Annotated in this window: 11 protein-coding genes; 3 read left to right on the top strand and 8 right to left on the bottom strand. The window is 46.6% G+C overall.

The window, feature by feature from the left end; genetic code table 11:
* Positions 1 to 45 precede the first annotated feature (45 nt).
* The 5 genes from MEALZ_RS20690 to MEALZ_RS08940 form a co-directional block, all read right to left on the bottom strand.
* Entirely contained in the window at positions 46 to 2,166 is a 2,121-nt protein-coding gene (locus MEALZ_RS20690) for a diguanylate cyclase (RefSeq protein WP_162472934.1), read from the bottom strand.
* Entirely contained in the window at positions 2,130 to 2,579 is a 450-nt protein-coding gene (locus MEALZ_RS08955) for a response regulator (RefSeq protein WP_014148307.1), read from the bottom strand. The genes MEALZ_RS20690 and MEALZ_RS08955 overlap by 37 nt, the downstream gene beginning before the upstream one ends.
* 244 nt (positions 2,580 to 2,823) lie before the next feature.
* Positions 2,824 to 4,347: a fumarate hydratase gene (locus MEALZ_RS08950; RefSeq protein WP_014148306.1), complete on the bottom strand. Its 1,524-nt coding sequence runs from the start codon at positions 4,345 to 4,347 to the stop codon at positions 2,824 to 2,826.
* Positions 4,348 to 4,834: 487 nt separating this feature from the next.
* Positions 4,835 to 6,607: a hypothetical protein gene (locus MEALZ_RS08945; protein WP_014148305.1), complete on the bottom strand. Its 1,773-nt coding sequence runs from the start codon at positions 6,605 to 6,607 to the stop codon at positions 4,835 to 4,837.
* A gap of 255 nt (positions 6,608 to 6,862) precedes the next feature.
* Entirely contained in the window at positions 6,863 to 7,999 is a 1,137-nt protein-coding gene (locus MEALZ_RS08940; protein ID WP_014148304.1) for a methyltransferase, read from the bottom strand.
* A 538-nt stretch (positions 8,000 to 8,537) separates the two neighbouring features.
* Here MEALZ_RS08940 and MEALZ_RS08935 point away from each other — a divergent pair.
* From MEALZ_RS08935 to mtgA, 3 genes are all read left to right on the top strand, one after another.
* A complete protein-coding gene (locus MEALZ_RS08935) occupies positions 8,538 to 9,188 on the top strand; it encodes a 2OG-Fe(II) oxygenase (RefSeq protein WP_014148302.1) in 651 nt (216 codons plus the stop codon).
* Positions 9,189 to 9,523: 335 nt separating this feature from the next.
* Complete coding sequence (locus tag MEALZ_RS21170; RefSeq protein WP_014148301.1) at positions 9,524 to 10,123, top strand: c-type cytochrome; 600 nt, start codon at positions 9,524 to 9,526, stop codon at positions 10,121 to 10,123.
* A 79-nt stretch (positions 10,124 to 10,202) separates the two neighbouring features.
* Complete coding sequence (gene mtgA, locus MEALZ_RS08925) at positions 10,203 to 10,931, top strand: monofunctional biosynthetic peptidoglycan transglycosylase (protein WP_046061074.1); 729 nt, start codon at positions 10,203 to 10,205, stop codon at positions 10,929 to 10,931.
* Positions 10,932 to 11,009: 78 nt separating this feature from the next.
* Here the strand turns inward: mtgA and MEALZ_RS08920 are convergent, their stop codons facing one another.
* From MEALZ_RS08920 to MEALZ_RS08910, 3 genes are all read right to left on the bottom strand, one after another.
* Positions 11,010 to 11,438 carry a DUF1353 domain-containing protein gene (locus tag MEALZ_RS08920; RefSeq protein WP_223842360.1) on the bottom strand — a complete coding sequence of 143 codons (429 nt, stop codon included), beginning with the start codon at positions 11,436 to 11,438 and terminating at the stop codon, positions 11,010 to 11,012.
* Between the two features lie 417 nt (positions 11,439 to 11,855).
* The gene (gene def / locus MEALZ_RS08915; protein ID WP_014148298.1) at positions 11,856 to 12,398 is read right to left on the bottom strand and encodes a peptide deformylase; all 543 of its coding nucleotides are present in this window, start codon (positions 12,396 to 12,398) and stop codon (positions 11,856 to 11,858) included.
* 54 nt (positions 12,399 to 12,452) lie between these two features.
* Positions 12,453 to 13,328: a LysR family transcriptional regulator gene (locus tag MEALZ_RS08910; protein WP_014148297.1), complete on the bottom strand. Its 876-nt coding sequence runs from the start codon at positions 13,326 to 13,328 to the stop codon at positions 12,453 to 12,455.
* Positions 13,329 to 13,393: the final 65 nt, after the last annotated feature.

The following is a 13,393-nucleotide window of genomic DNA, read 5'->3' as shown; positions in this document are numbered from 1 at the left end:
TCCCTAATTTTTATCAAAGCAGCCAATCGGCATGAATGCAGCGGTTCAAGAACCATTATAAAATTCCACACGATTTCGTCCATTTTTCTTTGCTCGATACAAAGCTTGATCGGCGCGAATCAAGACAGAGTCGGCTTGAATATCTTTTGAAATCAATTCGGAAATGCCGATACTGACAGTGGTGACGATCGATTGCCCATCGGCTAATAAAGGCGTTTGAGCGAGTTCTTGTCGTAAACGCTCCGCAAATACTCCGGCATCGGAAAGGCTTGTTTCAGGAAGAAATATCCCAAACTCCTCCCCGCCAAGCCGGCCGACAGTATCGATTTTGCGCAGCTCTTTACGCAAAATTGCGGAAAAATGCTTCAGTACCCGGTCACCAACGGCATGACCATATCGGTCGTTGATTTTTTTGAAATTATCCAAATCAAGCATTAAAACCGCGACTTGATGAGCGTTATTACGCTCCGAACGGTTGATCTCCTCGCCTAATCGTTCCATGAAATGTCTTCTGTTAGGCAGCCCTGTCAAGGGATCGGTAGTCGCCAATTGTATTAGTTCGGCTTCCAATCTTTTACGTTCACTGATGTCCTGCTTAATTCCGACGAAGTGCGTAATCTTACCCTTATCATCCGTGACCGGAGCAATTGTGAGCTCTTCATCATACAAATCGCCGTTCTTACGTTTGTTGATCAATTCTCCGCACCAGGTTTTACCGGAACGAATAGTTTGCCACATATCATCGTAAAACAAAGAATCCTGCTTCCCGGATTTAACAAGATCTTTCGGAGCCTTGCCGAGCGCTTCCTCAAGCGTATAGCCAGTCAGTTTCCCGAAGGCCGGATTAGCCCATTCGATGCGAGCACTGGTATCGGTGATCACAATACCATGACCGACCGCTTCGAGCGCCGCAATTAACAAACAGTCGCGAGCCTCGGCTTGCTTTCGCTCGGTAATATCTTCATGCGCCACGACAATATATTCAGTATTATCATTAAAAGGCGTCACCCTGGCATTGAACCAGCGCACTTCGTGTTCGGAATGACATGGGTATTCCATCTCAAAAACATCCATATCACCCTTCATGACCGAACGAATGCCCGCGGCCATTTGTGCTGCTTGCTCCGAACTATCATCCGTTGTGCAATCACAAACAGCTAGATAGTTACTGTCGATAACCGATATGCAATTACTCGACGCACCCGCATTATTTTGGTAAAACTCTCGCCATGCTCGATTGACCGCCACAATTGCACCGGATTTATCCAATACGCAAATGTGGGCCGATAACGCGTCGATGGTAGAAACCGCAAACTGTTTGGATTGTTGCAGCTCCTGCTCCATATTTTTCCGATTGGTGATATCGGACAATGTACCGATCATTCGTTGAGGAAGCCCCATATCGGTCCAACTGACGACAACGCCGCGATCCATAAACCATCGCCACTGCCCGTTCTTACACATCAAACGATGCTCGCAATCATAACTGTCGACTCTGCCGTCGAGATGAGCTTGAATATTGGCTATCGCAATCGGCAAGTCCAATGGATAAACGCGCTTCTCCCATTCGTTGACATCATTGTCTATCTCATCTTCGGAAAAGCCGAGAAGCGCTTTCCATCGCGGAGAATAGAAAACCTCATTGGTCAATAAATTCCAATCCCAAACACCATCGCCGGCGCCCTCCAAAGCAAATCGCCAACGCTCTTCCGCTTCATGTAAACTTTGTTCGAGCTTCGAACGATGTAATGCATACCGGATGGCTCGAATCAAGGCATCCCCATCGAAACGACCTTTGATTAAATAATCCTGAACGCCGGACTCTAATATATCGAGCGCAAAACCTGTATCGTCATGCCCGGTTAAAACAATCAACGGCAAAGAGAAATGAGTGGACGAACGTATCGCTTTTACTGTTTCAAGTCCTTTAGAATCCGGTAACGATAAATCCAACAACAATATATCGTGTTCATTTTTCTGTAACTGCGCTAAGCCTTCGGATAAAGAAACGACCCATGTCAATTCGAAACCGACATCCGTAGACAACTTCAAATAACGACTTACCAGGTGCGCATCACTGGGATCGTCTTCAATTAATAACACTCGATAAGACAACTTGGCATACATGATCAACTCTTTTTGGGCAATCGAGTCAACGTAAACCAATAATTATCAAGTTGCCGAATCGCATCGATAAATTGCGCCATATCGACCGGCTTGGTGATGTAACTAGCCGCACCGAGTTTATACGAGGCCACGACGTCGCGCTCGACATCGGAAGTCGTCAACACCACGACGGGAATAGCCGAAAAGTGCTCGTCTGTCTTGATTACGCTTAAAAACTCCCGACCGTTCATGCGCGGCATGTTTAAATCCAATAAAATCAGATCCGGTTGGGGAGCATTTTTATAAACATCGCCTTCGCGCCTCAAAAAACCCAAAGCATCGCGACCGTCCAATACATGATGCAAGTGACAATACACTTTATTTTCTTTGAGAGCTGACTTCACTAAATGAGCATCGGCCGGCTCATCTTCGACCAGCAAAATATCGAAGGGTTGGCTATTTTCAATTAACATGTTGAATATTTTCGCGATTTTTGTGTATTTGGTGGGCAAGATGTTTTTTACTGTGAAAGTACGATGCCGACTCCGAGAAGGGTGCGGTTGCTCGACCGACAGGCGTCGGCGGCAGGGATAGCCGCCGTCGAGTCTACATGGACGTATTCACGGCGTCCTGTCGGGCGAGTGACCGCACCCTTCCGCGCCCGCACTTTCATTTGCCGGGGCGATGGCCAGGCTTTCATGACCGTTAGAATAAAAATCATTTCGAAACCACCGGAATTTTGCCTATCTTGGCTTGCCATTGTTTTGGACCGCTCTTATGAATAGACTCGCCGTCGACATCGACCGCGACCGTGACCGGCATATCCTCGATCACGAATTCATGTACGGCTTCCATGCCCAAATCTTCAAATGCGACGACTCGCGCTTTCCGTATCGCTTTCGAAACAAGGTATGCCGCACCACCGACCGCCATCAAATAAACCGCACGATGTTTTTTGATCGCTTCAATGGCAACCGGACCGCGTTCCGCCTTGCCGATCATGCCGATCAAACCGGTTTGCGCGAGCATCGCCTCGGTAAATTTATCCATGCGCGTCGCAGTCGTCGGACCTGCAGGTCCGACCACCTCATCGCGGACCGGGTCGACCGGACCTACGTAATAAATGAATTTGTTTGTAAAATCGACGCCCTCAGGCAAAGCCTCGCCACGCTCCAGCATCTCGACGATCCGTTTATGGGCGGCGTCTCGACCGGTAAGTAGCGTGCCGCTCAGCAATAAAGTTTCGCCGGGCCTCCATGTTGCTATTTCGTCTTTGGTAACGGTGTCGAGATTGACGCGTTTGGCGCTATTCCCGCCTTCCCAAGCAATTTTCGGCCAATCCTCCAAACACGGCACTGGCAGTTCGGCCGGCCCGGAACCGTCGAGTTCGAAATGAATATGGCGCGTTGCGGCGCAGTTCGGAATCATCGCGACCGGTTTATTGGCCGCATGCGCCGGATAATCCTTGATCTTAATATCCAAGACAGTGGTCAACCCGCCCATGCCTTGTGCACCGATACCGAGTGCATTGACCTTTTCGTACAACTCCAAACGTAATTCCTCGAGCGCATTGACCGGTCCGCGCGCAATCAACTCGTGAATATCGACCGACTCCATGCAAGCCTGCTTCGCGAGCAGCATCGCTTTTTCGGCGGTACCGCCGATACCGATGCCTAATATCCCAGGAGGACACCATCCCGCACCCATCGTCGGTACGGTTTGCATGACCCAATCGACGATGCTGTCGGACGGGTTCAACATCGCAAACTTGGATTTAGCTTCGGAACCGCCACCCTTGGCGGCAATTTCGACTTCGACCCTATCCCCGGGAACGACCTCCATATACACGACCGCCGGCGTATTATCGCGCGTATTGATGCGTTTGCCGGCCGGATCGGACAGAATCGATGCACGCAGTATGTTGTCGGGGTGCATAAACGCACGTCGAACGCCTTCGTTGACCATATCCGTGATACTTATTTGAGCATCCCACTGTACGTTCATACCGATTTTCAGAAATACCACTACGATGCCGGTATCCTGGCAAATCGGCCGGTGTCCTTCGGCACACATTCTCGAATTAATTAAGATTTGCGCGATTGCATCCTTGGCGGCGGAACTTTGTTCATTTTGGTAAGCTCGATACATCGCCTCAATGAAATCTTGCGGATGATAATAAGAAATGTATTGCAGCGATTCGAATATGCTTTGAATAAAGTCTTCTTGGCGAATCAAGGTCATGCGTAATTACCTGAAATATTGGTTATTATACCCATTGTAGATCAAAATTCGGCACCGGGGTGCTCGTCAAAGGACGCCGTGAACCCAGCACCTAAATTATCTAAGACTATTAACCATGGCTAATGGGCTATGGAATTTAGGTGCTGGGTGAATACGTCCATGTAGGCTCTATGCCAGCTCCATGCTGGCAAAGCCTTTGCGAGCGCCATGGATGGCGTGAATGTCGATTTTGCATTACGCCACGGATGGCGTGTAGTAGGGCAATGCAGGGCAGAAAAATGCTCCTGCATTTTCTGCATTCATTACATCCATGTAACTCAGCAATTGCCGAGGAGCAAAAATCGACCGAACACCCCGGCGCCTCCTTAGGCACTGCCGAAATTTGAATTGTGAAAGATATAGTTTGGACGCAGCTTTCTTTGTTGCCGCATTTAATATTTTCGAAACGTTTTTAGATTAATGTACACTTATTGCTTGCCATCAACTGTCACCGTAATCTGTCGACGAAGCTTTTGTCGATTCGGCAGCCGCCTATCTCAGGGTAATCGTTCAGGCTTTGCTCGAAATCCCGAAAAGTCGGATGCTGAAAAGCAATCCGCGAAATTTTTCCGGATTGAATTTCAAATTCTATAGCTCCGCCTTTCGGCCATGGCGAACCGTCTTGCGTCGTAAACATCAATAAACCGATATGGCCTAATGGCTTGCCTTGCTCGATGGCCGGCCGCGTACAACTCAGTTGATCGATATAAAGCCACGAAAAAACTTGTTCGAATTGCTGATAACCGATCACTATCCCTTCTCCGGGCATATAGTCGATGCCGAGCATACTCTCGAGGCCGAATTCGCCAAGATGATTCTGCAATAGCACCTTACCGCCTCCTTCTTTAGGGGTGGCGATCAACGGATAAATCTGTCTCGCCATTTCCGCCGGATTTTTGTTTTGAATCACCGAGGTCAATTGGCGTCCGATCGATTGTACCGGCCCCAGCACGCTTTCTTTCTTTTGACGGGCATCCTGAATGGCCTGCCAGTCTTGCGCGCTATTGACGGACAAGCCCATCATCGCCATTGTTTGATAATCTTCATCGATCAAACAGCCGGAAAAATTGCGGCTTCGAAATTGTTGTAGCGTTGCCGGACGAAGGTCATCTGCGATAGCTCGAATTTTCGGAATATTGTAGTTCGACCAGTCCGGAGACTGAGCGAGATAATAATAAAGCACTGCATTCCGGTCGAATTTATTAAACCCTAAGCCTCGCAAGACCCGCTTTAACTTACGGCATTGGCTTTCAACTTCACCGTATTTCCTCCAATCCGGCTGCAAATTCGGCTTTTCATCGATTGGAGAGTTTTCCAGTAATTGTCTAAGCTCGATATTGCCTTCACCCATTCGAATCGGCATGCTCAATAACTCCTGCAACGAAACATCCCTCGCACTGGGTATCCCTGCGGAAACTTGTTTGAGCAATAAAGACGAGCGTATCTCGGGGTAAATCCTCAATTCGCCCAATTGTTTCGGTCCGCCTGAGAACGGATTGCCGCCTTCGACGACTTCATAAACCGGCAGACGCGTCTCTCTAAATACCGTCTTATTGCCATCGCTTTGAATAGCGAGCGGCAAGGTATGGGTCTCGGTACTGACTTTTGCTTCGGACGGCGCCGATACCGCAGTTTGTCCGATCGGGCTCTGCACCCACTCGTCGGCCAACTTACCCATCATAGCAATGCCGATACCGACCCCGGTCAAGGCCAGAAGATTTGTACTTTTATGAACATCGCCGATAATTTTGGATATATCGGTATCGCTCTGATTACTGGTCATGAATTGGTAATCAATCGTAGTGTCCTTGCTTAAATCCAGTCTTAACCATGGCGTTAGCGCGGCTTTACGCGTTTCGAGATTGAAGTTGCATTTTCCGCTGCTACCTTGATAAACGAGTGCCGTAACCTCCTGTTTATAATTTAGCGCTTCGTTTTTAACTTTAAAAACAACCCCCGCTGTCGAACTTCCTTTTTCATAGCCGGACCCTATTTCGCTGCAGCCCGTTTTGAGCGTACTATCGCCTTTTAACTCGAATTCGGAAAATAACTGAACGTAATAGTCGTCTCCGTCAACGGCTTGATAACCGCCAAGGGGCTTTAAATCATTTGCTTGAGCAACCGGATAATCGACCGCAATCTGACGGGAAGTTGAGCATCCTGTCAGGACAAGACCAACCGCCCCAGCGATTTGCAGCAGAAAAAAATCACGAAAACGCATACTCATACCTTAAATAATAAAAATGACATAAACCTAAAAAGAGCAGTTGAGAGCCTCAAACTACCGTTCGCCCTGAGCCCTTCGACTACGCTCAGGAGAGTCCTGTCGAAGGGTGAAGGGTAGCTTGAGGCTTCACAAAGCTGGTGAAAGTGTTGTAGCCCCTTCATGCTTCGACAGGGCTCAGCACGAACGGTCTACAACACTTGCCAACTGCTCTTTTTTAGGATAAAGGATCACTTTGTGTATTCGACTAGTTCATTCGACCATCGACTGCAAAATAACGAATTTACGATTAGCGGCAATTACCGAAACATTGCCGAACAATTTCTTCAACTCCAGATGATAACCCAAGTGGCGATTACCAATGACCAGCAACTTCCCTCCTCGCTTTATGACTTCTCTCGCTTGCCGAAACATTTTAGCGGCGATCATATCGCCGACCGCATTCTGTTGATGAAAAGGCGGATTGCACAAAATCACATCGGCCGATTCTGCGGTAAAGTCGGACAAACAATCGCCGACACTAAAATTCGCTAACCTGCTCTCGCCGAAAGCCAATTTAAAATTTTCCCGCGCCGACGCAATCGCCATGAACGACTCGTCGACGAAATGCACCACCGCATTCGGATTGCGTTCGGCTGCAAGCAAGCCTACGATACCATTACCGCAGCCAAGATCTATGATAGTTTCGGCATTGGGAAAACAACCGATATGCTCAATAAAAAAACGAGTACCGATATCGAGGCTGTCCCGCGAAAACACATTGGCATGATTAACGATCGTATAATTCGTCCCCTCTAACCGGTAACTCAACGGATAAGGATTTACCGGCAACGAAATATTATCGTCCGGCATGGAAAAAATCAGTCGCGATTTTTTCCATGCCTTCGCGGTGCTTGTTGGACCGACAATCGTTTCCAATAAGCGCCAAACGTTAGCGCTAAGATTTTTGACCATCCCGGCTGTGATGATTCGAGTTGCCGAGGTCATGAAAGGCCGTAACGAAATCAGTTGGTATTCGAGCAATCCCAATGTTTTCGGCGCCTTAATCACAATTAAATCATACTTTTGCACGGGCAACTCGAGACTTGTCATCAATCGAACGCCGTCTATCGACAAGGCATTCTCGGAAAAATTCATTAGTGTCGCTTGCTGGCTTAAATAGGAGTCGGATAATGCGGACGGCTTGAAGCCATGTAAGGCAACCGTTAGAGCGCCGAAACTGTCATTAACGATCAAAACGCGAGCGCCAATAGAAGGCAATTGAGCTTCGGACAGATAATTCAGCAAATATTCGTCGGACGCATCGTATGCCCTAAGGAGCTCACGCCGACGCAAGGGCAAGCGCCGTAAGTTAAATCGACCTTGCGGGACCGATAAGACATCAGCCATAAGAATACAAGTATTTTAAAGGACGGTTCCGTGGCATCATTGATTAAGAAATGGGCAAGCCATAATCGGCGCGATATTATATACTTCGCGCGACCACATTTGCGGTTTTCTTACACGCTCTTTTCTCCGATAGCTGCGTTACCTAAATGAATGTAGGTAAGGGGCGTGAGCAGGAGCGGAAGCTTTTCGAAAACAGTTATACCTTTCGCACTTCAAATTTCGGCATTAGCCTATGGAGGTGCCGGGGTGTTCAGCAAAGGCTTTGATAGCATGGATGCTATCATAGAGCCTACATGGACGTATTTACGGCGTCCTTTGACGGGCACCCCGGCACCGAAATTTGACAAGCAAAGGGGATACATAGCTTAGCTTAACGCCTGTTTTCGCGCCTTGCTACCGAACAAAATAGCATTGCCATAAAAGCTGCAAATATGACTGCACGAGGCATAGCCCGGAATTAATCCGTATTTTTAGTCTTGCTTTTTTTGCATTTCAAGGCTAAATTCGCGCGGCTTTTCATTTACTTGAGTAATATTACTTGCAACCCAGCTTATTACCTACCACGACACCGACTCTTCCGAAACCTATTTTCGACGAACTAACCGATCAATTGATCGATAGAGGCTGGCATGTCATTGAAAACTATTTCGATACTACGTTAATAAAAAGCTTAGTTGCCGACCTTAAAGCCTACGATAACGATGGCGAACTAACTCCGGCCGGCATCGGCCGGGGCATCGGCTTCACGTTGGACGAAAATATCCGCGGCGATAAAACCCGTTGGCTTACACGAAGCACCAATGCCCAAAAGCGCTATTTAGACGAAATGGAGGTGCTTCGTCATGAAATCAACCGGCTGCTTTTCATGGGCTTATTCGAATATGAAAGCCATTTTGCATGCTATGAACCGGGCGCTTATTATCTAAAGCATAGGGACAGTTTTCGAGGTGCGGCAGGGCGAATCTTAACAACAGTGGCTTACCTTAACGAAACATGGCAAAACGAGGACGGCGGTTTTTTGGCCATCTATAACCCGAAAAGCGAACAAGTCGCAGCACGAATCAAACCTTTGGCAGGTACACTGGTCGTATTTCTCAGTGAAGATATACCGCACGAGGTCGAGCCGACACACCGTCAACGCTTGAGTATTGCCGGCTGGTTTAAATGCAATACTGGCGAAGTTATCTAACTCGGAAGCCAACTTTTCCGAAAAATTGATAACTGGTACAGAGCATTGATTTATATTGTATTTTTATTGGCCTTAAATAGTTGCCGGGAAAATTAAGCATTCACACCATTCGTGGCGCTAGTAAATCCTATGACAGCAATAATACCGCCTGGATACATCGATTTATTGACGACATCCTTAACGGGTACCTCGAAACCGAAAATTAGCTAATAGGTATAATTCTCTTGCGCTAACTGAATAGCCTGTTATCAATTACTGGCGTGTTTGGTAAGATATGCCCAGTGACTTTAAACTTCGAAGCAACCTCCCCATTATTATTTAGGATCGATATCAACATGAAAAAATCAAACTTAGCATTTGCGGTCAGCGTACTGGCAGTCTCACTTCCGCAACTTAACGCGCAAGCCGCGGATGTCGATGCCGGTCGAGCAGCTTTTGAAACCTGTCGAGGCTGCCACAGCATCCCCGCCTACAGTAATGCCTACCCGACTTATTATGTGCCGAAAATCGGCGGACAACGCGCAGATTATGTAGCTTCGGCATTGAAAGCTTATCGAGAAAAAAATCGCCCGCATGGCACCATGAAAGCCAATACCTATGACCTAAGCGATCAAACGATCGAAAATATCGCCGCTTATATTGAATCCGCGCCGGGCAAAGAAACCAAAAGCCCAGCCGGAGGCGATCCGGCTGCCGGCAAAAAACTCGCTCAATCTTGCCTAAGCTGCCATGCAGAAAGTAAAGATGCGCAAAGCAATGTACCGAGATTGGCCGGTCAATACGGCAATTATCTGGTCAAAGCCATGAAAGACTATCAATCCGGCAAAAGAAACAACCCCATCATGCAGTCGATGCTGCAAGGCTTATCGGGTGACGACTTGGAGAATATCTCGGCCTATTTTGCAAGCTTGAAAGGTTTAACCACTACCGATTAAATCGTAAGTATTCACAGTCTCCCTCATTCAAAAAGAGGGAGACTGAATATTTATTCCTAGGAAGGAAGTTGATACTTTTTTGAGATATTCCAAACGCAAGCCCAAGCGTTCTTTCCTAAATAAGCTTAAACGACTGGCGCTTTATCTAACTCTATTTTTTATAACAAGCTCTTTGTTATCGGTCGTTTTGCTACGTCATATACCGGTGCCCGTATCGGTATTCATGCTATATCGTCACGCAGAATATTTTCAACAACATCGATCATTCAAAATAATCGATTATCGCTGGGTAAAAAACGAACAAATCTCACGCTACGCCATCTCGGCAGTCATTGCATCCGAAGACCAACGTTTTTTTAGTCACCACGGCTTCGATTTCAATGAAATTCAGAATGCTGTCGATCAATACTTAAAAGGCGGAAAACTCCGAGGCGCCAGCACGATTAGTCAGCAAGTCGCCAAAAACCTATTTCTGACGCCCTCCAAAAGCTTTTGGCGCAAAGGGTTCGAATTTTGGTTTACCGGATTGGTTGAAATGTTCTGGCACAAAGACCGCATTCTAGAAGTGTATTTAAATATTGCAGAATTCGGCGATCATCTCTTCGGCATCGAATCAGCAAGCCAACGTTATTTCGGCATACCCGCCAGTCAATTGAGTGCTTCGCAAGCGGCACTGTTAGCAGCGACGCTGCCCAATCCTCATTTATATAGGGCAAACAAGCCGACGCCGTATTTACTCAAGCGCAAAGCCTGGATAATGAAGCAAATGGAAAATTTGAATTACCGGCATCGGCAACATTCATCCTAAATTCGGGCATTTCAACCATGAAGCTCATGAAATTAATTCGGAGTGGGCAAAGCGCATAACACTTTGCCCATCGCATCTTTATAATAAAGGCTTAGTCGGCGTTTTATTCGTCTTTCTATGCCCTCTCCATACCAGCCATCCGCCCAACCATAACGCGAACCAGGAAATAAAATTAACAAACGAAAAACCGTTGACCTCTTGCCCCATCGATCTGAATAATTTATCCCAATCTTTGCGACTCTTATCTTGCCCATAAGGCTCGACAACTTTATTAGATGTGACTTGCCAAAGCTGTGCATACATATAGGCATAATCATGTACTAACCCGGGAATCAGCAACAAACCGGTAGGACTCAATAGCGCCCATAATGGTCTCGGAATCGAAGCGCCGTCGAATTCAAAGCCTTTAGGGATTAAAATCTTGGAACCATCGGACAATTCGTAATACCAATTTTCGGTTAAAACCCATTTTCTGACTTCAAAAATCGAAGCTACAATTTTTTGCAATTTTGTTTTCTGATTTTTTGTCGGTATAGGCACCGGTTTAACGACCGGCATTGAATCTAAAGAGATCGCTGGCAAGGCATCCAGGTGTATAAATATTTTAATAATATACAGCAACAAATAGCCTGCAAGAAGCACAGTGGCAACCCAACCAATACAGTAAATGAAATCGACCATAACTCCCCCTACGAATTATTTTGTATTTATTGAGGCTGATAAGAGCCCACTTTCTAAGCACTAACAACCTGGCTTCCTATGGCTTGAAAAAACGGTAACGTTACAAGGATGAATGTAACTATTAAGCCCACGGGGGTGTGAATAATTACGGATAAATAGAAAACCGTCTTAATCTTACGGTATACACGAATCAAATTGCAAAGAAATTATTTTTAATTTCATCAGTTTAACTATCACGCCGCACTAGTTTTCGGTAATCAACTTCTGAAACTCCTGTTCCGAAACGATATCACGATTCGTTTCTACACGATCGAGATAAACCAATCCATCCAAGTGGTCGTATTCATGTTGAAAAACCCTCGCGACAAAATCCTCCAAAATCAGCGTCTGACTGACTCCCTGCTGGTTAAGATAACAAACGCTAATTTTGCGGAACCGAGGTACTAAAGCCCGAATGCCGGGAATACTCAAACAACCCTCCCAATCCTTTGCGATCTCGTTCGATAACACATTAAATTCGGGATTGACCATCACAGTTGGATCCATAGTAGGAGCCTTAGGATATCGAGGGGTAGAACGCGAAGCGACGATCATTATTCTAAGCGATTCGCCAATTTGCGGAGCGGCCAAACCAACCCCCTCGGTACTTGCCAATGTTGCTTGCATCGCAGCAATTACATCGATCACAGACGGGTCGTCGACTCGTTCGACCGGCATGGCAATTCGCCTTAGGACCTGTGCCCCGATTTGCTCGATAGCGCGAATGTTCGTATTACTATTCATCATTTTTCATTAGGCTAAAAAATCCTACAAAAGAAGCCGACTCAAAAGTCCGTTCGTCTAAAAGCCTTGTTGTAATTTTGCGATCAAGGCTTGCCGTTCGGGCTTTGGCGAAACTTGCGTTTGAAATATCGCATGGATATCACGGATTATTTCAGGATCTATCAAGTTGCGATAATCGACAAGTTCAGTATCTTTAGGGACAGAAAATTCAGGCATCAACGCAACACCCATGCCGGCACGAACCATATTCAAAATCCATTCTTCGCTATTACTCCGATAAGCCGCATATAATTCAATATGCAAATCCCGGCACACACTTTTAAGTTTTTCGCGTAGCTCGCAATTGAGCCTATCTAGATAAGGTTCGGATTGCAAAGCTTTTAAATCGATGCTCTGCATTTGCTTAAATCGATGCTGATTACTGAAAACGACGACGTAACGCTCCCGGTATAGCAATAACGACTGAAAGGGCCGGACAGGCAAAGCAATCGGCGCGCTGATCACCAGATCGAGATAACCTGCATCCAATTGCCTCAGTAAATTACTCTCGGTATCGACAATCAACTCCAGCTCGATACGAGGAAAATCGCGTTGAAAATCTGCGAATACCGGATTCAAGCTCTGCGAACCGATCGTATTCATCATGCCGACACGAATAGGCACAGTATTCAAACGGGTAAATCGTATCGCTTCAGCTTTGATGGCCTGCGCCTCAAGAAAAATCCGGCGAAGATTCGGTTCGACCAAACGACCTAACGCAGTTAAATGGCATCCCCCTCTATCCCTTACAAAAAGTTCGCCGCCCAACTCCTCCTCAAGCTTTTTAATTGCTTGTGTCATCGATGGCTGTGAGACATAGACCGCTTGTGCTGCGCGTGTGAACGTGCCTCTATCGCAAACCGCCAGAAAGTAACGAATCTGATGCATTTCCATAACAGCTAGCCTTATTGCATAGAGAAAAACTATTCTTTCATAGAAAGCGGCTATTTTACATAATT

The sequence above is a fragment of the Methylotuvimicrobium alcaliphilum 20Z genome (assembly GCF_000968535.2).
Classification (GTDB): domain Bacteria; phylum Pseudomonadota; class Gammaproteobacteria; order Methylococcales; family Methylomonadaceae; genus Methylotuvimicrobium; species Methylotuvimicrobium alcaliphilum.
This window is presented reverse-complemented; position numbering and strand designations above follow the sequence as displayed.